Annotated in this window: 23 protein-coding genes; 11 read left to right on the forward strand and 12 right to left on the reverse strand. The window is 61.5% G+C overall.

Annotation, left to right across the window (positions count from 1 at the left end; all coding sequences use genetic code 11):
- The 4 genes from BUB54_RS17305 to dhaM all read left to right on the forward strand — a co-directional run.
- Positions 1-871: MIP/aquaporin family protein (locus BUB54_RS17305; RefSeq protein WP_073211965.1), on the forward strand; the 871-nt coding region annotated here is incomplete at its 5' end.
- A gap of 69 nt (positions 872-940) precedes the next feature.
- Entirely contained in the window at positions 941-1,942 is a 1,002-nt protein-coding gene (gene dhaK, locus BUB54_RS17310) for a dihydroxyacetone kinase subunit DhaK (RefSeq protein WP_048879716.1), read from the forward strand.
- A gap of 92 nt (positions 1,943-2,034) precedes the next feature.
- Complete coding sequence (gene dhaL, locus BUB54_RS17315; RefSeq protein ID WP_048879717.1) at positions 2,035-2,652, forward strand: dihydroxyacetone kinase subunit DhaL; 618 nt, start codon at positions 2,035-2,037, stop codon at positions 2,650-2,652.
- Between the two features lie 18 nt (positions 2,653-2,670).
- Positions 2,671-4,920 carry a dihydroxyacetone kinase phosphoryl donor subunit DhaM gene (gene dhaM / locus BUB54_RS17320; RefSeq protein WP_048879718.1) on the forward strand — a complete coding sequence of 750 codons (2,250 nt, stop codon included), beginning with the start codon at positions 2,671-2,673 and terminating at the stop codon, positions 4,918-4,920.
- 19 nt (positions 4,921-4,939) lie between these two features.
- Here dhaM and BUB54_RS17325 read toward each other — a convergent pair whose 3' ends face one another.
- The 4 genes from BUB54_RS17325 to BUB54_RS17340 are packed head-to-tail and all read right to left on the reverse strand — an operon-like array spanning position 4,940 to position 10,593.
- The gene (locus BUB54_RS17325) at positions 4,940-6,310 is read right to left on the reverse strand and encodes a sugar porter family MFS transporter (RefSeq protein ID WP_048879719.1); all 1,371 of its coding nucleotides are present in this window, start codon (positions 6,308-6,310) and stop codon (positions 4,940-4,942) included.
- 29 nt (positions 6,311-6,339) lie between these two features.
- A complete protein-coding gene (locus BUB54_RS17330; protein ID WP_048879720.1) occupies positions 6,340-7,731 on the reverse strand; it encodes a sugar porter family MFS transporter in 1,392 nt (463 codons plus the stop codon).
- Positions 7,728-9,251 carry a GMC oxidoreductase gene (locus tag BUB54_RS17335; protein WP_048879721.1) on the reverse strand — a complete coding sequence of 508 codons (1,524 nt, stop codon included), beginning with the start codon at positions 9,249-9,251 and terminating at the stop codon, positions 7,728-7,730. The genes BUB54_RS17330 and BUB54_RS17335 overlap by 4 nt, the downstream gene beginning before the upstream one ends.
- Before the next feature lie 7 nt (positions 9,252-9,258).
- Positions 9,259-10,593: a DegT/DnrJ/EryC1/StrS family aminotransferase gene (locus BUB54_RS17340; RefSeq protein ID WP_082075730.1), complete on the reverse strand. Its 1,335-nt coding sequence runs from the start codon at positions 10,591-10,593 to the stop codon at positions 9,259-9,261.
- Positions 10,594-11,328: 735 nt separating this feature from the next.
- Between BUB54_RS17340 and BUB54_RS17345 the strand changes: the two genes are divergently transcribed.
- The 3 genes from BUB54_RS17345 to BUB54_RS17355 are packed head-to-tail and all read left to right on the forward strand — an operon-like array spanning position 11,329 to position 15,359.
- Positions 11,329-13,317, forward strand: a complete 1,989-nt coding sequence (locus BUB54_RS17345) for an elongation factor G (RefSeq protein ID WP_048879722.1) — start codon at positions 11,329-11,331, stop codon at positions 13,315-13,317.
- 20 nt (positions 13,318-13,337) lie between these two features.
- A complete protein-coding gene (locus tag BUB54_RS17350; protein ID WP_048879723.1) occupies positions 13,338-13,895 on the forward strand; it encodes a hypothetical protein in 558 nt (185 codons plus the stop codon).
- Between the two features lie 30 nt (positions 13,896-13,925).
- The gene (locus BUB54_RS17355) at positions 13,926-15,359 is read left to right on the forward strand and encodes a carotenoid oxygenase family protein (RefSeq protein WP_048879724.1); all 1,434 of its coding nucleotides are present in this window, start codon (positions 13,926-13,928) and stop codon (positions 15,357-15,359) included.
- 11 nt (positions 15,360-15,370) lie between these two features.
- Here BUB54_RS17355 and BUB54_RS17360 read toward each other — a convergent pair whose 3' ends face one another.
- Genes BUB54_RS17360 through BUB54_RS17380 form a run of 5 tightly spaced genes read right to left on the reverse strand, consistent with a single transcriptional unit; the run spans position 15,371 to position 19,614 of the window.
- Positions 15,371-16,165: a sulfite exporter TauE/SafE family protein gene (locus BUB54_RS17360; RefSeq protein ID WP_048879725.1), complete on the reverse strand. Its 795-nt coding sequence runs from the start codon at positions 16,163-16,165 to the stop codon at positions 15,371-15,373.
- An 11-nt stretch (positions 16,166-16,176) separates the two neighbouring features.
- Entirely contained in the window at positions 16,177-17,784 is a 1,608-nt protein-coding gene (locus BUB54_RS17365) for a bifunctional protein tyrosine phosphatase family protein/NAD(P)/FAD-dependent oxidoreductase (RefSeq protein WP_048879726.1), read from the reverse strand.
- A 4-nt stretch (positions 17,785-17,788) separates the two neighbouring features.
- Positions 17,789-18,247, reverse strand: a complete 459-nt coding sequence (locus BUB54_RS17370) for a DUF6691 family protein (RefSeq protein ID WP_048879727.1) — start codon at positions 18,245-18,247, stop codon at positions 17,789-17,791.
- Positions 18,244-18,669 carry a YeeE/YedE family protein gene (locus BUB54_RS17375; protein WP_048879728.1) on the reverse strand — a complete coding sequence of 142 codons (426 nt, stop codon included), beginning with the start codon at positions 18,667-18,669 and terminating at the stop codon, positions 18,244-18,246. Before BUB54_RS17375 ends, BUB54_RS17370 begins: the two co-directional genes overlap by 4 nt.
- Before the next feature lie 27 nt (positions 18,670-18,696).
- Positions 18,697-19,614 carry an MBL fold metallo-hydrolase gene (locus BUB54_RS17380; RefSeq protein ID WP_048879729.1) on the reverse strand — a complete coding sequence of 306 codons (918 nt, stop codon included), beginning with the start codon at positions 19,612-19,614 and terminating at the stop codon, positions 18,697-18,699.
- A 104-nt stretch (positions 19,615-19,718) separates the two neighbouring features.
- Between BUB54_RS17380 and BUB54_RS17385 the strand changes: the two genes are divergently transcribed.
- The 3 genes from BUB54_RS17385 (at position 19,719) to BUB54_RS17395 (ending at position 21,837) form a co-directional block, all read left to right on the forward strand.
- Positions 19,719-20,357 (forward strand): peroxiredoxin, encoded by a 639-nt coding sequence (locus tag BUB54_RS17385; protein WP_048879735.1) that lies wholly within the window; start codon positions 19,719-19,721, stop codon positions 20,355-20,357.
- Entirely contained in the window at positions 20,357-20,755 is a 399-nt protein-coding gene (locus tag BUB54_RS17390) for an ArsR/SmtB family transcription factor (protein WP_048879730.1), read from the forward strand. Before BUB54_RS17385 ends, BUB54_RS17390 begins: the two co-directional genes overlap by 1 nt.
- 104 nt (positions 20,756-20,859) lie before the next feature.
- Positions 20,860-21,837, forward strand: coding sequence for a cation diffusion facilitator family transporter (locus BUB54_RS17395; RefSeq protein ID WP_048879731.1), 978 nt, complete (start codon positions 20,860-20,862; stop codon positions 21,835-21,837).
- A gap of 36 nt (positions 21,838-21,873) precedes the next feature.
- On the opposite strand, the gene BUB54_RS17400 is transcribed toward BUB54_RS17395, so the two are convergent.
- Complete coding sequence (locus tag BUB54_RS17400; RefSeq protein WP_048879732.1) at positions 21,874-22,737, reverse strand: SDR family oxidoreductase; 864 nt, start codon at positions 22,735-22,737, stop codon at positions 21,874-21,876.
- A 92-nt stretch (positions 22,738-22,829) separates the two neighbouring features.
- Between BUB54_RS17400 and BUB54_RS17405 the strand changes: the two genes are divergently transcribed.
- On the forward strand, positions 22,830-23,663 hold the full coding sequence (locus BUB54_RS17405; protein WP_048879733.1) for a helix-turn-helix transcriptional regulator: 834 nt from the start codon (positions 22,830-22,832) through the stop codon (positions 23,661-23,663).
- Between the two features lie 7 nt (positions 23,664-23,670).
- Here the strand turns inward: BUB54_RS17405 and BUB54_RS21880 are convergent, their stop codons facing one another.
- Together BUB54_RS21880 and BUB54_RS17415 are read right to left on the reverse strand one after the other, a co-directional pair.
- Complete coding sequence (locus tag BUB54_RS21880) at positions 23,671-23,802, reverse strand: DUF4396 domain-containing protein (protein ID WP_307189087.1); 132 nt, start codon at positions 23,800-23,802, stop codon at positions 23,671-23,673.
- 110 nt (positions 23,803-23,912) lie between these two features.
- Positions 23,913-24,103 (reverse strand): transposase (locus tag BUB54_RS17415; protein ID WP_139284791.1); only part of this gene is annotated, 191 nt, incomplete at its 5' end.

Below are 24,103 nucleotides of genomic sequence, written 5' to 3' on the forward strand. Positions count from 1 at the left end.
CTTTGGCGCCGGCGTTGTGGCCGTCGCCGTGGTGGGTCTTACGGAATCCGGCCGTACCTTGGTGATTTTTCAAGGGGCCGGTGGCTGGCTCCTGATCACCTGGGGTTGGGCCCTGGCGGTGACCATGGCGATTTATGTCGCGGGCGGGGTGACCGGCGCGCATCTAAATCCTGCTGTGAGTCTGGCCTTCGCGGTCAAGGGCGATTTCCCCTGGCGTAAGGTGATACCTTATTGGATCGCTCAGGTCGCGGGTTGCTTCATTGGCGCGGCCATTGTGATGCTGGATTATTTCAAGGCCATTAATGCCTGGAATCTGGCGCACCATGTTGTTGACCGTACCGCATCTGGCGGGCTGACAACCTTCAGCATCTTCGCCACCTTCCCGGCACAATATTTTGGTTCCAATATGGGGCTGCCGTTTATCGATCAGGTGATCGGCACGTTCTTCCTGGTGCTGTTCGTGCTTGCCATTGTTGACAACACCAATGTCGGTCCGCAATCCAACATGGCGCCGTTTCTGGTTGGTATGGCGGTCGCAGCGATCGGCATGTCCTTCGGTGTAGATGCCGGCTATGCCATCAACCCCGCCCGTGACTTTGGCCCGCGCTTGTTCACCTGGGTTGCTGGTTGGGGCCCGAATGCCTTCCCTGGGCCGCACGGTTACTGGTGGGTGCCAATTTTGGGACCCTTAGTAGGCGGTCCGCTCGCGGTCTATGTCTACAAGCTGTTCATCAGCGATACGCTGGCAGCCCGTAGCGCCAAGTTGAAGGCGGCGGAACCAAAGCCGACCCAAAGCGGGATCGGGTTCGGCCTGGAGAAGCTTCAGCATGCGCTGGATGAGTTGAAGCAGAACCATACGCCTGCAGAATAAAAAGATTTCGGGAGCCGGGCTTTGAGTTCGGCTCCTTTTCTTTTGGCGAACGGAAAATAGGGGGATCGGATGAAAAAACTAATCAATGCCGCCGATAAAGTTGTGGATGAAGCGCTTGCCGGAATGGCGGCCGCGCACGGCGATCTTATCAAAGTTCATTTCGAGCCGAACTTCATTACGCGAGCGGATGCGCCGGTGCGGGGGAAGGTCGCGCTGGTTTCTGGCGGCGGCTCGGGCCATGAGCCGCTGCATGGCGGTTTTGTCGGGCGCGGTATGCTGGATGCGGCTTGCCCAGGTGCTGTGTTCACCAGCCCCACGCCAGACCAGATTCTCGCCGCCACCAAGGCGGTCGATGGCGGTGCGGGCGTTCTGCATATCGTGAAAAACTACACCGGCGATGTGCTGAATTTTGAAATGGCCGCAGACCTCGCAAAAGATGAAGGCGTGAAGGTGGAAGCCGTGATCATTGACGATGACGTGGCGGTGCAGGACAGCCTTTACACCGCCGGGCGGCGCGGCGTGGGTGGCACGGTGCTGGCGGAGAAAATCTGCGGTGGCGCGGCGGAGGCCGGGCAAGATCTTGCCGCCGTGGCAGAACTTTGCCGCAAGGTGAACAGCAATGTAAGGTCCATGGGGCTTGCGCTGACGCCTTGCACGGTGCCCCATGCGGGCAAGCCGAGCTTCACGCTGGAAGAGGATGAGATTGAATTTGGCGTGGGTATTCATGGCGAGCCGGGACGTAAGCGGATCAAAATGGAATCAGCCGATAAGCTGGCCGAGATGTTAATGGAGCCGATTATCGCTGATTTGCCCTTCAAATCCGAGGACAAGGTGCTGCTGTTCGTGAATGGCCTGGGCGGCACGCCGTTGGTGGAGCTTTACATCGTGTTCCGTAAAGCGGCGGAGATTGCCAAGGCGCATGGGCTGACCATCGCGCGGTCCCTGGTGGGGCCGTATATTACCAGCCTGGAAATGGCGGGCACATCTATCTCGTTGTTGAAGCTGGATGATGAGATGCTGCGTTATTGGGATGCGCCGGTGGTTACGCCGGGGCTGCGCTGGGGCGCTTAAGCGGGCAAAAGTTTGTGGTGCTGGCTTGGTTTATAGAAACGTGGCACCACAAAAATTTTTTGCTCTGAAATTTATAAGAGGGCCAAGGGAAAATGTCTGAACTGCTGGATGTGCCGGTGCTGACCGCCTGGTTGAAGCGTGCTGATGAAATGGTCGCAGCCCGCCAGACTTATCTGTCCGATCTCGACGCCGCCATTGGCGATGGTGACCATGGCGCCAATTTGGCCCGTGGCTTTCATGCAGTGACCGCCAAGCTCGGAACGCCGGCAGACCCCGCCGCTTTGTTTAAAACCGTGGGTATGACGCTGATCGGCACGGTGGGCGGTGCGTCCGGCCCGCTCTATGGTTCGATGTTCGTGGAGATGGGCAAGGCTGCAGCGGGCAAGTCCGCTCTGGACGCCGCTGCCTGGGCCGACGTGCTGGAGGCGGGGGTGAAAGGTGTGGCCGCGCGTGGCAAGGCCGTGCCGGGTGAAAAAACCATGCTGGATGCACTTACCCCCGCAGTGGCGGCGGCGAAGGGTGCCGCCGGGCTTTCCGCCGCGCTCAGTGCCGCTGCCGAGGCAGCGCTGCAAGGGGCGGAGGCTACGGTGTCGATGATCGCCCGCAAGGGCCGCGCCTCTTATCTCGGCGAGCGCTCGGCGGGCCATGCGGACCCTGGCGCAACCTCCGCCGCATTGCTGCTTTCCGCCCTCGCGGAAGCGGCGCGTTAACCCACGGGAGCCTGCATAATGGATGGATTGCCGACCGGGTTGCTACTGGTCTCGCACAGCCTTGCTCTGGCCCAGGCGACGGAGGCGCTGGTGCGGCAAATGACCGGCGAACGCTTATCTATCGCCTTGGCCGCGGGAACCGGGCCGGACAGGGCCGATCTGGGCACTGACCCGCTGGCGATTTTAGAGGCGGGTGAAGCCCTAGCCGCCTGCCAGGACATTGTGGTGCTGATGGATATTGGCAGTGCCGTGCTGAGTGCAGAAATGGCGGTGGATCTGGCGGAGGAGCCGTTAAAGACCAAGCTGCATCTGGCCGCTGCACCGTTTGTGGAGGGGGCGTTAGCGGCCGGTGTGGCCGCTGGCGCTGGTATGCCGGTTGCCGCCGTGCTGACCGAGGCCGCCGCCGGGCTGCGTCCCAAACTCACCGCTTTGGGCGGGCAGGAGGAAACAACCACCCCCGCCTTGCAGGCCAGCCTGATCCGCAAGGTTACGCTGGGAGACCCCAACGGGCTGCATCTGCGCCCGGCCGCGCGTTGCGTGGAAGCTGCTTCGCGCTTCGAGGCCACGTTGTGTCTGCGCTTTAAAAACCGTGAAGCGGGGCTGGACAGCCTTACCGCCCTCATGGCCCTGGGCGCCAAAGGTGGGGAAGTGGTGACAATCGAGGCCGGCGGGCCGCAGGCTGAGCAGGCCGCGGCCCGGCTGGCCGCCATTCTCACAGAAGTGCCTGCCACGATTGACAAGGTTCTGGAGGCGCCCAGCGGTGCCGGACCGGTGCCCATTTCCCCCGGACGTGTCTCCGGCAGGCTGATGGCGGTGGACCGGCATCAGCCGCCAATCCCTGACACTGCGACGGAAGCGCCCGAAGCTGGCTGGATCGCATTGCTGGCGGCTATTGAGACCGTGCGGACGCATCTGGGGGACGATGACATTCTGGCCGCGCAGGCGGCGCTGCTCAGCGACCCCGCCATTCTTACCCCGGCTAAGGCAGGGGTGTTTGAGCATCGCCAGCATCCCGCCGCCGCGTGGCAACAAGCCTTTGCCCATGCCGCCGCAGGGTATGAGGCGCTGGACGATGCTTATCTGCGTGCCCGCGCCAAGGATGTGCGGGAGGTTGGCAATGAGGTGCTGCGTGCTCTGCTGGGTGGCGGCGGGCTGGAGTGGCCGACGGACCCAGCGATTATTTTGGTCGAGAACCTCACCGCTGCTGAGGCCGCCGCCCTGCCAGCCGAAGTACTCGGCGTGCTGGATAGGCATGGCGGGCGTACCAGCCATGCGGCCATCATGCTCCGTGCCGCCGGTGTGCCTTGCTTGGGCAGCGTGGTGTTGGGGAGTATTCCCGACACATTGGCGTTCGATGGCGCCACGGGTGAGATGGTTCCAAATCCGGATGCGGCGGCCCGCAAGGCCTTCACCCCGGCGCAGGCCGCCAGTACCGGCCCGGCCAGCATCATATTGCCCGATGGCTGCGGGCTGGAATTCTGGGCGAATGTCGCTGGGCCGAAGGATGCCGCTCTAGCCGCGCAATCCGGCGCGTTTGGCATCGGCCTCGCCCGGACAGAGATGCTGTTTCTGGACCGGGTGGACTGCCCCCCGGAAGAAGAACAGACCGCGCGGATCAGCGCCATGCTGGCCCCTTTCAAAGGCCGTCCGGTCACTGTGCGGCTGCTGGATGCCGGAGCGGATAAGCCCGTACCCTTCCTGCATCTGGCACCGGAGGAAAACCCCGCCCTTGGCGTGCGCGGTGTACGCGCCTTGCTGAAACATCCCGACTTCACCGCCGCGCATTTGCGCGCCATTTTGCGCGCGGGGCAGGGGCATGACCTGCGCGTGATGGTGCCGATGGTCACCTTCCCGAAGGAGATGCAGACCCTGCGCGGCTGGCTGGAGCAGGCCTGCCAGGAGACCGGGCTGCCATGCCCGTCTCTGGGCGCCATGGTGGAAGTCCCCGCCGCTGCGCTGACCATGCCCGATTTGGTGCCGGTGTGCGATTTCTTCTCCATCGGCACAAACGACCTCACTCAATACACATTGGCGGCTGAGCGTGGGCATCAGGAGCTTGCTGCCTTTGCCAACCCCGCCAATGACGCGGTGATTGGCCTTTGTGCCCGTGTGGTGCGCGAGGCGGGTAGCCGGCCCGTCTCTGTCTGTGGCGAGGCAGCTGGCGACCCGCAAGCTGCGAGCAGGCTGGTAGAGGAAGGTGTACGCAAGCTCTCAATGGGCGCCGCGCGGCTGGGGCCTATCCGTGCACTTTGGCAAGGGCGTGACTAACGCCCCTGCCGTCAGGGCATCAAACCGTCTCACCGCGCGGACGGGCGGATAGTTCCACCAGCGGGCGGGATGTTTGCAGATGCGCTTCGATTTGTTCGAGTGAGATGCCGTTTGTCTCCGGCACGCGGACCAGGGTGAAGGCCACGCCGGCAAGGCAGACGACAGCGAACAAAATAAAAGTACCCGCCAGCCCGATGCTCTCAAGCAGCAGCGGGAAGGCGAAAACTACTACGAAATTGAAGCCCCAATTGCTGACCGAGGCCATGCCCATGCCAATCCCGCGCACACGCAGCGGGAAAATCTCGGACATCACCACAAACGGCAAGGGCCCGAGGCTGATGGCGAAAGAGGCGATATAAGCGGCGAGGCAGACAATCACCATCCATTCCGGCAGCAGGCCGGGCACCAGCACCGCGACCGCGATCAACAGCAGCGAGATGGCCGTGCCAAGAAAGCCGAATACCAGCAAGGGTCGCCGCCCCCAGCGGTCGATCAGCAACATAGCCAAAATGGTCGTGAGGAAGTTCACCATGCCAATGCCGATGGTCGCCAACACCTGAGTCTGTGCGTTGCCGAACCCGGCATGTTCAAAAATCACCGGGGCGTAATAAATAACCGCGTTAATGCCGCTGAGCTGTTGCAGGAAAAACAGCCCCATGCCGACAATCAAAGCGGGTTTCACGTAAGGGGTCATCAGGTCGGAGACATGCGTTGAGGCCTTGGCGCTGCTGCGCACGGCGGCCTCAATCTCATCCAGTTCGGCCTCGATGGCGGCGCCAGCTTTGCGCAGGCGGCGTAGGCTTGCGGCGGCCTCGGTCCGGCCGCGATGCATCATCAGCCAGCGGGGGCTTTCAGGAAGGAAGATGAGCCCGAGAAGAAATAACAGCCCCGGCACGCAGCCAAGCCCGAACATGCTGCGCCAAGTGCCGTCTCCGGTGATGGCAATGCCCATCAGGTAAGAGGCGACGATGCCGAACGTGATCGCGAGCTGATAGGTGGAAACCAGCGCGCCACGGATGGAAAGCGGTGCGGTTTCGGCAATGTAGAGTGGTGCGGTGACGGCGGCGACGCCAATGGCCAGCCCCAGAACAAGGCGTGCCAGCACAAGCTGCCAGATTGCCCCGATGGCGGCGGCGGCCAGCGCCCCAATGGCAAACAAGGCGGCGGCGCCCATTAGCACCCGGCGGCGGCCGAAACGTTCCGTCAGCCGCCCGGCGATAATCGCCCCGGCCAGCGCGCCCAGCGGCACGGCGGCGCTCATAAAGCCGTCCACGAACTGGCTCAGAGGGTAATCCTTGACGAGTAGAGGCCGCGCAACGCCGATAATGCCTTCGTCATATCCGAATAACAAACCGGCGATCGCCGCAATCGCGACGAGAAAATACAGCATTGGGTTCCTCTCCTTTTACGCGCCGGCCATCACTCGCCAGGCCATGATCCCAGATACCGCACGCGACAGCCGCGTGCCAGATTCGTTTCAATCAGCTCCAGGCTGCATCCTCTGGTCTCGGGTACCATCATCACCACGAACAGGATCGCTCCGGCGCTGATCAGCCCATAAAGCGCAAATGTGCCCCCAACGCCCAGCCAAGCCAGCAAGGGCGGAAAGCTGGCGGAGACGAGAATATTTGCCCCCCACGCCGCCGCAGCAGCAAAGCCCGTGCCTGCCTCGCGCACGGATTGTGGAAAGATTTCCGACATCAGCACATAGGGCAATGGCCCGAGGCTGATGGCAAAGCCGGTGATGAACACACCCAGGCAGATCAGCGCGATGGCGCCCGCGAGCGTGCTGGTCCCCGCCAGACCCAGCATGACGGCCAACACCAGCAGGCTCACGGTCATGGGCACCAGCCCGAGAATTAACAAGGGCCGCCGCCCAAGCCGGTCGATTAGCCCCATGGCGACAAGGGTGGCCAGCACATTGATGACGCCAATGAAGCTGGTCGCCAAAATTGGTCCGAACGTGCCGCTAAACCCAACCTCCGCGAAGATGGTAGGGGCGTAGTAAAGAATGGCGTCGATGCCGCTGAGATTGGCAAAGGCGAATAGCCCGGTGGCCAGCAGCAACACGGGCCGCAGCCGGGGGCCGAATAGCGTGCGCCAACCCTGGCCGTGAGGCTCCGCCGGGGGCGCGCCGTTTTCCGGCGGCCAGACGCCCCCGCCGCCAATGCGCTCCCAGGCGTGGACGGCTTCCTCGGCCCGGCCTTTGAACAGCAGCCAGCGCGGGCTTTCCGGCAGCAGGGCCAGCCCGACCAGCATGGGCAACGCGGGCAGCGCCCCGGCGGCCAGCATAGCGCGCCAGTTTCCGGAAGGCGTCCATAATAAGCCGACGAGGTAAGAAAGCAGAATCCCGACCGTAATGGCGAGTTGGATGCCAGAGACTAACGCCCCGCGCCAACGGCTGGGGGCTGTCTCCCCAATATAAAGCGGCGCCACGGCGCTGGAAGCCCCAACCGCCAGCCCCAACGCCAGCCGCCACAATGAAAGCAGCAACACCGACTCCGCCGCCGCCGACCCCACGGCCCCAACTGCAAACAGCAGGGCGGCGGCGATCAGCACGGGCTTTTGCCCCCAGCGGCGCGTGGCGCTGCCCGCGATGAACGACCCGGCAAACCCGCCGATCAACACCGTCGCCACCACCGCGCCCTCAGCGCCGGTCAGCAGCCCGAAATGGCCTGAGATAAACGGCAGCGCCGGGGCTATGACCGCCGTGTTGTAGCCGATCAGCAGACCAGACAAGGAGGCCACGGCGGCAATGCCCCAGGCCGTGCCGCTGATGCGTTCTCCGGCCGGGCGGGCCATGTCCGTCATGCGCCTTGCGAAGCCAGTTCCGGCGTGGTGGCGCTCAGGCGCGCGGCCAGCTTCTCGGCATTGCGCAAGGCGGTGGCGGTGATGGTGAGGTAGGAGTTGGCGCTGCCCTGGCTGGGCCAGATGGCGGAATCAACACAAACCAGATTTGCCACGCGGCGGAAGCGCCCATCCGGGTCAGTGACAGAGCTGGATGGGTCCGTGCCCATCCGCAGCCCGCCAAATTCGTGCAGTGCCGCGCCCGCATGGTGCCGCTCTACCCGCGCGACCTGTGCGCCCAACGCCCCGCCAACGTGTTGCACGAAGTCTTCCATCGCCTCCAGCGTGGCCAGATCTTCCGGGGTGCGGTCATTGATCACCGCATAGCCGCGCAGCGGGTCGCCCGGTTGGCCGGTCAGGACCACGCGCGCCTCATCCGTCGCGCGGCTGGCGCCGAAGCAATAATAGAGCAGCGTATCGCCATGGGCCTCGCCGTCGAGCCACATGGTCGCATCCAGCGGGTTGTACCATTTATTGCTGAACATGCCTTGCATCTGCACATGGTAAGGACGGTCCGGCAAAGGAGGGATAAAGAGGTAAACAGCTTTGTGGTGCAGTGGGGCGGGCAGTTTCAGCGCCGCCTGCACAAACAGATGATCCCCGACATAACGGCCCACTAGCGGGTCGATCCGGTCTAGCCCAGCGGCCAGCGCCAGACGTGTGGACTGGACAGCTCCGCCAGCGAGAATCACCTCATCCGCGTGGAGGTCGAGATGCCGACCGCTGCGCCGGTCCAGCACCCGCACGCCGCGCACCGTTGCGCCGTCCAGCAGCAGATCCACTGCCGCGCACTCAGCGGTGAGCGTTAGCTTCGCGCCATCGGCGCGGCGGCCGAATGCGGGGCAGCGCAGCAGCCGGGACACGGATGAGTCAAACCCGCGTGACATGCGCCCGTCGCGCACCGCGCGCGTGTCGATCCCTAAAGGCGGACAGGTTGCGGTGATGCCCGCTTCGGCCAAGCGGGAGACCAGCGGCCCGGTTTCGGCGATGAAATGCGGCACCTCGCCCGTGCCATCATTATAGCCCGAGGCGGAGATCAGCTGTTCCGCGCGCTCATACCAGGGGCGGAAATGATCGGCGTCGTAAGGCCAGTCGTGAAAGTCTGAGTCGATGAAGCGTGGCGTGCAGCCGCCCCAGAATAATGTCCGTCCGCCGACGGCTTCCCAGGCATTATTGTTGGGCGCAAGTTGCCCGGCTTTTGCATCCGCCTCATGAGCTGAATCCGTCCAGACGGTGCGGCGGCGGACCAGGTCATGAATACGCGGCACCATCTCATGCTGGTCGGCAAAGGGGGTGGAGCCGATGTGCTCAGACAGCACAAACGGCCCGGCCTCGATAACCGCCACCCGCAAGCCACGCTGGGCTAACTCAATGGCCGCCGTGACCCCCGATGTGCCGCTGCCAATAACCAGACATTGCGGGGCGATTTCCACAAGCGCGTCAACCGGCGTTTCGAAAATGGAAGATAAGGGCTGCATCGTCATCCTCGGTTTATTTGGTCAACAAGGCGGCGCCAACCTTGCGGAAGGCGGCGATGACGTCGTTCACATCTTCATCGGTCAGGGCTGAGGAGATGCAAAGCAAGGCAGCGCGGCTTTCCATGTCGTCGCAGACCGGAAGGGCGCCGCGCTGGTAGCTGTAATCTGTGGCGAAAGCGTTTGCCGGGTGCGTCCAGGGAAAACCGTCGTGCGAGAGCGAGCGTTTATGCACGAGGCTCGGCACGTTGAAATACCAGTGCATACCCCAGTCACGCATGGTGATGCAGGCGAGGCTGCCGGGATGGCCGCGCACACCCTCGGCCTGCAATGCGGCAGTGAAACGCTGGCACAGCGCGGGGGTGTCATAAATGGTGATGAGAAACGGCCCGGTATCTCCCTCTGGGTCGGGGATCTCCCGCAGGCCAAGGCCGGGCAGGTCCGCGATTGCGTCCCGGATGCGCCATTTCGCGCGGCGCATATTGCCGGTGATTGTCTCCAGCTTGCCCAACTGGGCCAGCGCCATGGCGCCCGTGAGGTCCGACATGCGACTGCCTATGCCCCATAGCTGGTAACGCTCATCCATAGGGTCGAGGCGGCCGTGTTTGTTCCGGGCGAAGCCGAGATCATGCACCGCCATGCAGCGTTTGTAGAGATGCTCGGACTCCGTCACCAGCAGGCCGCCTTCGCCACTGGTCATGTTTTTGTTGAGCTGGAAGCTGAAAATGCCGATATCGCCAAAAGACCCAGCGGCGCGGCCATGCAGGCTGCCGCCAGCGGCCTGGGCGCAATCTTCCACCATGAACAACCCGTGCTCACGCGCGATGGCGGCGATCTCGGCATTGCGGCCCATCGCGCCGCTCATATTCACAAACAGCACAGCGCGCGTTTGCGGGCCGATTTTGCGGCGCATATCAGCGGGGTCCATGCAGAACGTGTTATCGATATCAACCAGCCGGGGAATCGCGCCCAGTCGCACGATGGCGCTGAGGCAGCTTACCCACATATAGCCCGGCACCAGCACCTCGTCGCCCGGCCCCACCTCACCGGCTGCCAGCGCGATATGCAGCGCCGCCGTGCCGCAATTCACGCCCAGCGCATGTGCATGGCCGAATTTGCGGCACCATTCCGCTTCCAGCCGGTCCACCATGTGCTGCGCGTCCAGCCCGTAGAAACGAAACGGGCTTTTCGCGTCCACTACCTGGTCCACCAAAGCGCGTTCTTCCGCGCCAATGAAATGAGCGCCGGGCAATTCCCATGGGAGAGGGGTTGTTCGCACGGGAGTGCCGCCATTGATAGCCAGTGCATCAAGGGTAGGATTATTGGTCAAGTCGTGCTTGATACTCGACATATTATTTCCCCTAAAGAGCGGTTCGCCATGCCTCGTTAGGATGGCGTTAGGTTTTTAGGCCCGGCATTCGGTTGGCCCGAGTGCCGTAATGTTTTCCTAGTGCGAGAAGGTGAGCGTGGCCGGGTATGATTTTGTTAGCGTTGTTCGGGTTCGGCTATGTTGGTCTGCCGGGGTGTATTTAGTTTTTCTGGTCTTGGCTTGTGTTTTGTTGTTCGCCTTGAAAAGCCGAACGTAATTTCTGTGCCGATCTCCCATAAGGCGGATAAAAATACGATTACTGATTTGATAGAAAAATATGAAATAGGAGTAAATGGAGGAATAATAATATATATGAATTAAATGCCGAATTTAGAGTTTTTCTGAGCATTTTACGGTGTGGCACGTATTAATGACGTTGGCGTTATTGGTTGAAAAAGCAGTCTCTTTGACGAGTTGCTTGCTTCTGTATCGGGCTTTTGAAAATCAAAAATGGTTTTCCGGCAGTGTTTGAATTGTTCTGCTCACATCATTTTAAAAGATAGCGCTATCATCAGGAAGAAACGGCTGGGTCAGAGGTGCAAATAAGCCGAAAACAACCGCGAAGCCATGGCGGCGAGGTGCATTGCGTAAAGATGGTTGGGGACGTAGGCTCCATTACGGAAGAGGGCATTGATGGTCCTCATGGCCATCACCGTTTGGGCTTCAGTGCCGGACGCCAGTTAGAATCATCCCGGATCAACAGGGAGACACGATGCTATGTCTGGTAACAAAACCCATTCGGGTCCGCGCGCCCCCCGCGCCGCTGCATTCATAGGCCCTTATGGTGGCGGCAAGACCAGCCTGTGTGAGGCGCTGCTGGACGCCGCTGGTCTGCGGTTGCGTCATGCCGGGGACACTCGCACCCCTGAACCCGGAACCGAGACAAAGCTGGTGAATTGCAGCTTTCTGGAAGACCGCTGGTCCTTGCTCGACTGTCCCGGCTCCATTGAGTTTCAGGCTGAGGCCACCGCCGCGTTGGCGGTGGCGGATATAGCGGTGGTGGTGGCGGACCCGGACCCGGCGCGTGCCATGGCGCTACGCCCGGCCTTCGCGGCGCTGGAGGCCGCCGGAACCCCTTTTATTCTGTTCATCAACAAGGTGGACACGCTGGCTGTGCCGCCCGCTGAGCTGATTGCTGCCTTGCAGGCTGAAACTGCAACCAAGCTTGTCCCTCGGCAATTACCGTTGATGGAGCAGGGCAAGGTGGCAGGATATGTCGATCTCATTTCAGAACGTGCTTACCGTTATCGCGAACGCCAACCATCCGAGATGATTCCTGTGCCCACAGGTGTTGCCGCCGATGAGCAGGCGGCCCATGACGAGCTGGTGGACACGTTAGCCGACCGCGATGACAGCCTGCTAGAAAAAATCGTTGAAGGGGAGGCGGTGAGCGCGACGGAGCTTTTCGCTCATCTGCGGCATGATCTTGGGGAGGGGAAGCTTGCCGAGGTCATGTTCGGTGCCGCCACTCATGGCAACGGCGTGCAGCGGCTCTGGAAGGCTTTGCGACACGACACGCCCGAGCCCACGCAAACTCGTGCTCGCCACAGGATTGAGACTGAAGGCGGGGCGCTCGCGCAGGTGTTCAAGGTGTCTTATGCCGGGCAGGCGGGTAAGCTGGCTTATGCGCGCGTCTGGCGTGGCCCGTTGCAGGACGGCGCGGCCGATGGACAGATGCGCGTGGGCGGCATTTTCTCCTTCCCTGGTAACGAGACGCAGAAATTGCCGCAGGCCGAGACGGGCGATGTGGTGGCGCTGGGCCGGCTGGATGGCGCGGTGCCCGGCACTGTGTTTGGCGCCGCCGAAGGTATCTTAACACTTCCCGCGCCTCCGCCGCCGGTTTACGCCCTGGCCATTGCCGTGCCGGATCATAAGGACGATGTGCGCCTCTCCACCGCATTGGCTAAGGTGCTGGAGGAAGACCCGGCCCTTAGTCTGATGCGCGATGCAGAAACCGGCGACACATTGCTGGCGGGGCAAGGCGAGGCGCATCTAGCCCGCGCGCTGGACCGGCTTAATAAAGGCTGGGGGCTGAGTGTAAGCGCCGCCCGGCCAAAGCTGCGGCTGAAAGAGACTATCAAACTCACGGTGCATGAACATTCCCGCCTGAAGCGCCAGACCGGCGGGCACGGCCAGTTCGCGGATGTGAAGCTGGAGATCGCCCCCCGCCAGCGCGGCGAAGGATTCAGCTTTACCGACAAAGTCACCGGTGGCGCGGTGCCGCGGCAATATATCCCGGCTGTGGCGGCGGCCGCTGAGGAAGCGATGGCGAAGGGGCCGTTCGGCTATCCGGTGGTGGATGTCGCGGTGACGTTGCTCGATGGTGGGTTTCATTCAGTGGATAGCTCGGACATGGCCTTCCGCACCGCCACGCGCAACGGCATTGCCGAGGCTTTGACTAAGGCAGAGCCGGTGCTGCTGGAGCCGGTGCATCGTGTTACCATCAGCGCCCCCAATATGTTCACCTCCACGGTGCAGCGCCTGCTGTCCGGCAAGCGCGGGCAGATTATGGGCTATGGAGAAAAACCCGCCTGGCCCGGCTGGGACGAAACCCAGGCGTTGCTGCCGGAGGCCGAGACGCACCGGCTGATCCTTGAATTGCGCTCCCAAACCGCGGGGCTGGGCGGGTTTGTGCATGAGTTCGATCATCTGGCCGAGGCCTCGCCCAATCTGGCGGACCGCGTTGCCCGGCAGGCCGCGCAATAATCAATAAATGGGGATAGACTATGAATATCGTGGCCTCGTTTGCGCCGTTTATTATCTTCTCGGTCTTGAACGGGTCCGTCAGCTTGCCATTGGCATTGGGGGTTTCAGCGGTGATTTCTGCCGTCTTGATTATCCGCAGTGTCATGCGCGGCGCCTCCTTGAAGATATTGGAGGTCGGCAGCGTGGTGCTGTTTGCGGGGCTGGCGGTTTATAGCGGGCTGTTTGACGCGCATGTTTCTCTGATGGCGATGAAGCTCTGCGTGAATATAGGGCTGCTGGCGATTGTGCTGGCGTCCATTGTTATCGGTACTCCGTTTACCGTTCAATACGCGAAGGCGCAGGTACCCCGGGAACATTGGAACAGCCCAGGGTTTCTGCGCGTGAACTATGTTATAAGCGCGGTCTGGGGGCTTTCATTTCTGCTGACCGCGTTGGCGGATTTAGGAGAAATGTATTTCGCCTCCTCAACGGGCGCGCTGGATACAGCTGTGGTCATCGGCTCCATGATTGGCGCGATGAAATTTACCGCCTGGTATCCTGACTGGGTGCAGAAACAAAAAATGGCCGCGCAAGGGTAGGGCCAAGCATAAGAGAGAGGAAGTTGTTGAATGAGGGATAAGACGCGGCAAACGGACCTGATCACCGGCGGCATGGGCTGGACGTCCGATAACCCGCATCTGCGCGACCATTTTGAGCCGGTGGGCGACGAACTGGACCAAGCCGACCTGCCCGTAACCTTTGGGAGGATTCCCGATGATCTGAAAGGGGCCTATATGCGCAATGGCCCCAACCCGCTCTTCAAACCGCTCTCCTACAGTTTCCCAATGGATGGCGACGGCATGATTCATGCCGTTTATTTCGATGAAGGTCGTGCCCGTTATAAAAATCGTTTCGTCCGCACCCGTGGTCTGGCGGTTGAACGCCGCGCTGGGCGGGCCGTGTATGGTGGGTTGCTCAGCCCCGTGCCGGTGGACCCGGCGCTGGTGGGCGAGGATGGTGAGCCGGGGTTGTTTAAAAACGGCGCCTTTATCAACATTCTTAGTCATGCCGGGCAGCTTCTCGCCCTTGGCGAGGCGGCGGCCGCGTATGAGATGACAACGGAACTGGACACAATCGGGGAATGGCGCCCAGGCACGGACGCGCCTTTGATTCTCGGCGCGCATAACCGGCATCATAAAGCAACAAAAGACCTATACGCGCTCGATTATCTGGTCGAGGAACCGCTCATCCACGTTCATCAGATCGACAAGGTGGGCAAGCTGGCCCGGAGCTTTTCGGTTTCTCTTGCCGCGCCAAGCATGATTCATGATTTCGTGCTGACAGGGCGTTACATGGTGCTGCTCGTCGGTCCGGCGGTTTTTGATGTTGAAGCCGCGGAGCGCGGAGAGCCTTTGCTGCAATGGCGGCGGGAAATGGGCACGCGGATCGGCGTGATTCCGCTGGATGGCGCCGCTCCGGTCTGGATCGAGGCAGAGCCTTTCTTTGTTTTCCATTTTGCGAATGGCTTTGAGGCGGGCGGAGATATCATCATTGATTACGTCCGTCATGGCCGCCTGCCCATTGGCCCTGCCTCGGGCGATCATCAGCCGCCCCGCTTACACCGGTTGGTGATAGACGTTGCGGCGCGCCGGGCGCGTGACGAGATGATGGCCGATTTCCCCACCGAGTTGCCGCGTATCGATGACCGGTTTGAGGCGCTGCCCTCACGCTTCATCTTCACGCCTCTGCGCACCGCCAGCCTTACGCTGGTCAATGCGCCAGGAGGCACCTTTAACGCGGTGGCGCGGTTTGATACCAAAACCGGCCAAGTTACGCGGCATGATTTCGGTAACCGCGCCTCAGGCGAGCCGGTTTTTATTCCACGTCCCGGCGCGGTGGATGAATCGGCGGGTTACATCTCCGTTTTTGTTTATGACCCGGTCAGCAGATCCAGCGATCTGGTGTTGCTGGACGCGCAGGATATCGCGCGGGAACCTGTCGCGGTGATCAAGCTGCCGCAGCGCGTGCCCATGGGGCTGCATGGCAACTGGATCAGAGCGTAGCTCATGCGGCCTTAAACCGCGTGCAGCACTGCGCCGCTGCTGCGCCAGAGCATGTAAGCGGCGACTACAAAGATCAGCCCGGCGAATACTGTGGTTAACATGCCTCGTTCAGCCGCCAGCCGCCGGGCCGCCGCCGCGCCCACCACGCCGCCTACTACACCGCCGAGGATGAAAATCATCGCCAGCATCCAGTCCACCATGCCGGAGAAGGCGTAATTCAGCGCCGTGGTCAGTCCAAAGGCGGCCACCGCCACCAGGGAGGTGCCCACGGCATTGAGCATCGGCATTCTGGTGGAGGCCATGAGGCCCGGCACGATGAGAAACCCGCCGCCAATGCCGAAAAACCCAGAGAAAATTCCGGTGCCAAGCCCAAAGCCCAGCACTTTCGGGGCATTTTCGCGATTGCATTGCGCGCCTTCCTCCCCGGTATGGTGACGTTTTTTAATCATGATGAACGCGATCACGAACATCAGCAGCGCGAACAGGAAGAGCAGCTTCTGCCCATCCACCGCCTTGCCGATTGAAGATCCCGCGAAGGCTCCCGCAATGCCCGCCGCCGCATAGAGGCCACCGCAGCGCCATTTTACCGTCTGGGCCCTGGCATGGTTGGCAAGGCCGGTCAGCGCATTGGCGGCCACCGCCAGTGCGCTGGTGCCGATAGCGATATGCGCGTTGGGCACCCCCACCAGATACACCATCAGCGGCACGGCGAGGATGGACCCGCCGCCGCCAACCAGCCCCAGTGTAAATCCTACCACTCCGCCGCTGCCCGCGCCGAGTGCATATTGAACCATATCCAGGGCCATGTTCGTTTCTTTCAGGCTTTCTGTTGCGCAGTGGCGGCAAGGGCTTTGGGGGCGGCTAGCCATTCCCGGCCTTTCAGCATGTCTTGCCAATAAACCCAGGGCAGAACACGGTCTTTCAGGAACCATGCGGCGCGGGTGGGTTTAGTGCCGTCCAGTATCCAGGTGGGGAAGGTGGGAGTGATTTTGCCGCCATAGCTGAATTCAGCCAGCACGATCCGTCCGCGCTCCACCGTGAGCGGGCAACTGCCATAGCCGAGATAAGCGGCGGTGAGGGGCTTGCCTTCCAGCTGCGCGAGCGCATTCACGGCCACAACAGGCGCCTGCTGGCGCACTGCGGCGGCGGTTTTGGCGTTGGAGGCCGCGCACCCATCTCCCAGCGCGAAAACATTGGGGTAGGTGGGGTTTTGCAGCGTGGTCTCATTCACCGCGGCAAACCCGCTGGCGGCGGCCAGCTTGCTGGTTTTGATGCAGTCCGGTGCCACTTGCGGCGGCACGGCATGCAGCATGTCGAACTCACGTTCGATGATCTTCGTGCCCTCCGGTGTTTTCTGCTCAAATCGTGCCACCCGGGCGAGGCCGTCCACGCCCACCAACTTGGTCTCGAAGTTAAGCTGGATGTTGTAGCGTTTCACATACTCCATTAATGCGGGCACGTAAGCGGCCACGCCAAACAACACAGCCCCAGCATTGTTGAACTCGACCGATATATCCTTCAGTCGCCCGGCCTGCAGCCAGCGGTCGCAGCTCAGATACATCGCTTTTTGCGGCGCGCCCGCGCATTTGATCGGCATGGGCGGCTGCGTGAAAATGGCCCGGCCGGACGTCAGCTCGGACGCCAGCTTGTTGGTGTAGGGAGCGAGGTCGAAACGGTAATTGGAGGTTACGCCGTTGTGGCCCAGCGCTTCGGTAAGGCCAGGAATTGCCTCCCACGCCAGGCGGATGCCTGCGGCCACCACCAGTACGCGATAAGTGGCATCGCTGCCATCCGCCAGGATCACGCGGCTTTCATCCGGCGCGAAGCTGGTGACGGTGGCTTTAATCCAGTGCACCTCACGGGGCATCACCTGAGCGGTCGGGCGACAGGTGACTTGCGGCTGAAACACGCCAGCGCCAACCAGCGTCCAACCAGGCTGGTAATAATGCACGTCAGAGGGTTCGATGATGGCGATGCTCAGCCCCTTGCGGCGCTTGAGCATGCTGGCGGCGGTGGCAATGCCCGCACTGCCGCCGCCCACAATCACCACGTCATAAGTTCTTGCATTATTGCTGGTTTTGGGCGTTTCAGCGGTTAGGCGCCGTGCGGCTTCAAACAACGCTTCAGACCGCGCGCCGGTGCGGCAATAAGCAAAAACCGGTCCGGGCAGGCTGGCCAGGGCCTCGGCCATCTTACGCGCATCGGCGGGGCTGACATCGCGGGAGGTTACGGGCACATGGGCAAAACCCAGCCCGGCCTGCTTGGAGGCCGCGTGGATCTCGGCGGCGCTGGGCTGGCCGTTATCCTCGCCATCCGGCCGGTTGCAGATGACGGATCGAAAGCCTTTATCGGCAAGGCTCAGCAGATCCTCCGGTCTGATCTGAGATGAAACGGAAAAGTCCGGTGTCAGAGATCTGCTATTCATTGGCTTACTTCCCCATTACGCCGGGGGTTTTGGCGCCCTCCATGGGCGTGCTCCGGCTGGTTATGATTTTGAAAACCAACATGCCGGCGAGCATGGCCAGCACGAAGATAGCTGCCTCACGCGGAGCCAAAGCGAGATCCGCGATCGCTGGGCCGGGGCAGAGACCGGCAATGCCCCACCCAACGCCGAACAAGGCCGCGCCGCCGATGAGTCGCGCATCCAGCCCGGTTGTGTCCGGCAGGCTGAAACGCGGCGCCGCCAGGGGCGCGCGCAATTTGGCCTGGATACGCCATGCCAGCCCCATCGGGATCAGCGCGCCGCCCATCACGAACATCAAGGTTGGGTTCCAGGTGCCGAAAATATCCAGAAAGCCGCGCACCTTGGCGGGGTCGGACATGCCGGAAAGGGCCAGGCCTGCGCCAAACAGCGCCCCGGCCAGCAGTGCGAAGGTCAGTTGTTTCATGATATCCCCAGCAGACGCATTAGTGCCACGGTAGCGAAACCGCTGGCCATGAACACCAGCGTTGCCGAGATTGAACGACGGGAGAAGCGGGACATGCCGCACACCCCATGGCCGCTGGTGCAACCGGAACCCAGCCGGGTGCCAAACCCGACCACCAGCCCCGCGATAATCAGCGTGGCGATGTTGGGCGGAAAATGAAGGCTCACCCCGCCCAACGCCCGCGCCATTAAAAACGCGCCTAATGGCAGGCCGACGATAAAGAAAATCGCCAAGGATTGCGGCGCTCCGGCATCAGCCAGTCCCACGGCCCGGGCGCCCAAACCGCTAATCCCTGCGATCCGCCCCAGTCCCAGCAGCATCAAGGCTGACGCACAGCCAATCATCAACCCGCCCAGCAGGCCGAACATCCACGCTTCAGGCATTATAATACTCCCCAAAACCTTGCCTGATTAAACAGCGTTCAACGGAATTTTTAGATAACGTATTCCGTTGTTTTCCGGTGGCGGCATGTGGCCGCCGCGCATATTTACCTGTACGGAAGGCATGATGAGCCGCGGCATGGCCAAGGTGGCGTCGCGGGCTTCGCGCATGGCCACGAATTCATCCTCGGTGATGCCGTCATGCACATGAACATTGCTCCTGCGCTCGGCGCTGACGGTGGTTTCCCAGGCATAGCGGTCACGTCCCGGGGCCTTGTAATCGTGGCAGAGGAAGATGCGCGTGCGCTCCGGCAGGGAGAGCAGGCGGCGGATGGAGCGGAAAAGCTGGCGTGCATCGCCACCCGGAAAATCCGCCCGCGCGGTGCCGTAATCGGGCATGAATAACGTGTCGCCGCAGAACACCGCATCGCCGATGACGTAAGCGAGGTCAGCGGGGGTATGGCCGGGCACATGCAACGCCATGGCCTTGAGATTACCGATCTGGAAGCTATCACCATCCTTAAAGAGATGGTCGAAATCAGACCCGTCCCGCGCGAATTCAGTGCCTGCATTAAACAGCTTGCCGAAGATGTTCTGTACAGTGATGATCTCAGCGCCGATGGCGAGTTTGCCGCCCAGCTTGCCCTGCAAATAAGGCGCGGCGGAGAGATGGTCCGCATGGGCGTGGGTCTCCAGCAGCCATTCCACCGTCAGCTTCTGCTCCTGCACATAAGCGATGATGGCGTCGGCTGACTTGAAGGAGGTCCGGCCCGAGGCGGGGTCGTAATCCAGTACGCTGTCGATAATGCCGGCATGCCGGGTTTCCGGGTCATGCACCACATAGCTGACTGTGAAGGTCGGCTCATCGAAAAACGCTTTCACGGGCACGGCGCCTGCCTGTGTTCCAGAGATCAGGCGGGCGGCTTGGTCGAGAACGTGGTCTGACATGGCTGTTGCCTTTAATTCATATTTACATTATCTATGTAATTAATAAACTAAGCTTGCGTCAAGGGGCTGCTTCGGGAATCTACCCGCTGGAGATTGATATTCTGATGGATGACCCGAGTTTCCGGCCTGCCTCGCCACCCAGGCCGTTGCGTATTGGCGATACAGCGCCGGATTTTCAGGCCCGCACCACAATGGGGGAGGTGAAGCTCTCCGGCTATCGTGGTCGCTGGCTAATTTTCTTTTCACACCCGGCGGACTTCACCCCAGTCTGCACCACGGAGTTTGTGGCGCTGGCGCGTGAGGCTGCACGGTTTGAGGCGCTGAATTGCGCGTTGCTGGGCCTCTCGGTGGACAGCCTGTTCTCGCATCTGGCGTGGATCCGCGCGATCCGCGACGCGTTCGGCGTTACGGTGCCGTTTCCGTTGGTGGAAGACCCGAGCATGGCGGTGGGCCGCGGCTATGGCATGGTGGATGAAACCGCGCCGGACAGCGCCACCGTGCGCGCCAGTTATTTTATCGACCCGCAAGGCATTATCCGGGCAATGACTTGGTATCCGCATAATGTCGGGCGCTCGGTAGAGGAGACGTTGCGGCTGCTGGCGGCGCTGCAAAGCACGGCGGACGACAAGGCGCTGGCGCCCGAAGGCTGGAAGCCAGGTGAGACATTGCTGGCCCCACCGGCTTCTTCGATGGCTGAGATGCAGGACGGGGCGGATTGGTTCTGCCATGGGGTAAAGGCGTGATGGCCCTTTATCAGGACCGCGCCCGCGCGGATGCGGCGGTGGAGATGCTGAAGGTTTATGCTCAGCCGCAGCGTTTAATGATTCTCTCTTGCCTGCTGGAAGGTGAGCGGACAGTTAGCGAAATTGATGCCGCCGCCAGCATTGGCCAGCCCGCACTCAGCCAGCAGCTTGCCGGGCTGCGGCGCAATAATCTGGTGCGGACCCGGCGCCAGGGCACCCAGATTTTTTACACGCTGGCGGATGAGCGGGTGGAGCTGTGCGTGCGCTGTATGGAAGCGATGCTGGGCGGGCAGGAAGCACAGCAGGAGTTGCTGCGCCGGGCCATAGACCCGCCTCGGCCCGCTTTACCCTCACGCCCGGCGGGGGCAGCATCCTTCGCGCGGGTTTTGAGCAAATAGGGTTAGCGCCGCGCCGGTGGCAGAAAGGCGGGCGGCTATGGTAGGTAGCAACAGCCCCAAATGCCGGGGGTTGGCTAAACCCTGATAACCATAGCGAGGCCCTGATGCAGGACCACGACCACCATCACCACGATCATGATCACGGCCATGACCATCATCACGATCATGGGCATCATCATGGGCTGGGCGGGCATAGCCATGCGCCAGCCAGTTTCGGCCGGGCATTTGCCATCGGGCTGGCGCTGAATCTGGCCTATGTGGCAGGAGAGGCGGTTTATGGCGTGCTGGGCCATTCACTCGCGCTGCTGGCGGATGCGGGGCATAATTTGGGAGATGTGTTGGGACTGGCCGCCGCCTGGATGGCGACCTGGTTGGGCGGCAAGGCGCCGAGCGCACGTTATACTTACGGGCTGCGGCGGTCTTCGATTCTCGCGGCGCTGAGCAATGCGGTGCTGTTGCTGCTGGTAACTGGCGGCATTGCCTGGGAGGCCGTGCAGCGCTTCATGCAGCCTGCGCATCCAGCGGCCCATATTATCATGGTAGTGGCGGCGGTTGGAATTTTCGTGAACGGCTTTACCGCGCTGTTGTTCATGTCCGGCCGCAAGCATGATTTAAATCTACGCGGGGCCTTTATGCACATGCTTTCCGACGCGCTGGTGCAGGCGGGAACCGTGGTGGCGGGCGCGGTGATTTTGCTGACAGGCTGGAGCTGGATGGACCCGTTGGTGAGCCTGGTGATCAGCGTGGTGATCGTGGCCGGGACATGGTCGCTATTGCGGGACGCGGTGAATCTCTCGCTGGATGCGGTGCCGACGGGAATCGATGATGAGGCGGTCGCGCGTTATCTGGGTGACCTGCCTGGCATTGCCGCGATTCATGACCTGCATATCTGGGCGTTGAGCACGACCGAGGTGGCGTTAACCGTGCATCTGGTGGGCGATGAAATGGCGAATGGCGAGGCGCTGCTGCCGCGTATCGCCGAGGAAATGAAAGTGCGCTTTGGCATTGGCCATGCGACCATGCAGTTCGAGACGCTGGCCATGGCCGAAACCTGTTTCCTCAGGCCTGACCATGTGGTTTGAGGCGCTGAGAAGTCAGCGCCTCAACCTGTTGGCCCATTAAATTTGCAATTCCCTGAGGTCGTCCAGCAGCCCGCGCCCTGTTGGCTGCCAGCCCAGCTTTTCGCGGGTTTGAGTGCTGGAAGCGGGCATGTCGAGTCCGGCGAAAGGGGCGAGCCAGCCGAAGAAGGCTTGTGCCTCGGACGCGGGGATGGCGTTCACCGGCAAATTCAGGCGCAGGCCGATTGTCTCCGCGATGGCGCGGAGGGTAACACCTTCTTCCGCGACGGCGTGATAGATGGCGTTGGGTTCAGCTTTCTCCAGAGCCAGCCGGTAGAGATGCGCGGCGTCTTGAACGGGGACGGCGGGCCAGCGGTTTTCCCCGTCTCCAATATAGGCGCATTGGCTCTGTTGCCGGTAAACCCCGGTGAGATACGTGATGAAGCCCTGTTTGGCCGTGTCATGCACCTGCGGCAGGCGGACCGCACCGGCATTGCAGCCACTGGCCCAGGCGGCGGCTTCTGAAACGCGGGGGAAGTCGGGGGAGGGCTTGTCTGTCTCGGTTGCAATGCGGCCGGTGGCGAGCAGCCCTAGCCCGGAAGTGACCAGCAGCGGCCGGTTGGAGCCTTTGAGCACGGACCCGATCGCCTCGATCGCACGGCGGTCAATTTCAGCGTTTTCGGCGAATTTTGAGAAATCATGGATGAAGGCGAGATGGATGACACCATCCGCCGCCGCCGCGCCCTGGCGCAGGCTTTCAAGATCAGTGAGATCACCCTGATGCACCTCCGCCCCTAGGGCGGCCAAGGCGGGCGCTTTCTCTTTCGAGCGGCAGAGGCCAAGTACATGATGGCCCGCACCGATAAGGTCTTTCACCACCTCGGAGCCGATGAACCCGGTGGCGCCCGTTACGAATACACGCATCGAAAATGCTCCAATTTTTGCAGAAGACAAATGTGGGTGGTTTAGTTATCCTGGTAAAGTAGTGAGATTATCATAGTATAATGACTAATAGGATGAGCGGACTGGCCCAGCCCGCAAAGGCTTTGGGCGTATATCTGAAAGACCGGCGGATGAAGCTGGACCCGGTGGCGCTGGGGTTTTCGGCGGGGCGGCGACGCACGCCGGGACTGCGACGCGAGGAAGTGGCCCAGCGCGCCCATATCAGCCCCACTTGGTACACGTGGTTGGAGCAGGGACGTGGCGGCGCGCCCTCAGCCGATGTGCTGGACCGGATCGCCCGCGCCTTGATGCTGACTGATGCCGAGCGTGAGCATTTATTTCTGCTGGGGCTGGGCCGCCCTCCCGAGGCGCGTTACCGCAAGAGCGAGGGCGTGACCCCCCGCCTGCAGCATGTGCTGGATGCGTTGAACCCAGTGCCCGCTTTGATCCGCACCGCGATCTGGGATGTGGTGGCCTGGAATCGCGCGGCGACGGTGATGTTCATGGATTACGCCATGCTGCCGCCCGGTCAGCGGAATATCTTGCGACATTTGTTTCTCGACCCACGCGCCCGCGCCGCGCAGCATGACTGGGTCAGCGTGGCGCGGTTTGTACTGGGATCCTTCAGGGCAGATGCCGCGCGTGCCGGAGCCGTGGCGGAGATGGCGCCGTTGATTGAAGAACTGCGCCGCCTCAGCGCGGACTTCGACAAGATGTGGCAGGAGAATGGCGTGCAAAGCGCTCCGCATGAAGGAGTGAAGGAAATTCGCCACCTAGTGTTGGGGCCGCTGGCATTTGAATTTTCAGCTTTTGCCGTGGATGGGCGCACGGATTTGACGATGGTAGTTTATAACCCGGTAAACGCGGCGGATGTTGAGCGGATTGCAGGGTTGATAAAGCCAGACTGAAGCCGCATCATATGCATGGCTCTTTAACGCCTGTTTTGATCAGTACCCAGTTCATCGGAAAAGCGGTGGCGAAGCCGATGATCATGCCAATTTGCATCACGAACCAGTAAACCGGATAGGGTGGATGGCTCACGCTCACAGCATCTATGAGACCTGTGCGCGGGTAGGGTTTTGATCTGATTTTAAGGGATAAGATCTGGAATTTTCTTTGTTTTTTGTAGAAGAGCGTGAGGCTACCCTCGATGGGTATCAGGCCGGTTGAGTGAAGAGGTTCAGTGTTCGTTTGAGGTTATAAGCGATGGCGGTGAGACGGACCTGAACAGCGGCTTTAGCAAGACCACACCATCGCATTCGTCGTAATCCGTAGCTTCGTTTCCAAGTGCCGAAGATTTTTTCGATTCTGCCACGTACGTGATGTATGGCGCGGTTGTGAGTATTCA

The sequence above is a fragment of the Acidocella aminolytica 101 = DSM 11237 genome, from assembly GCF_900129125.1.
Lineage (GTDB): Bacteria > Pseudomonadota > Alphaproteobacteria > Acetobacterales > Acetobacteraceae > Acidocella > Acidocella aminolytica.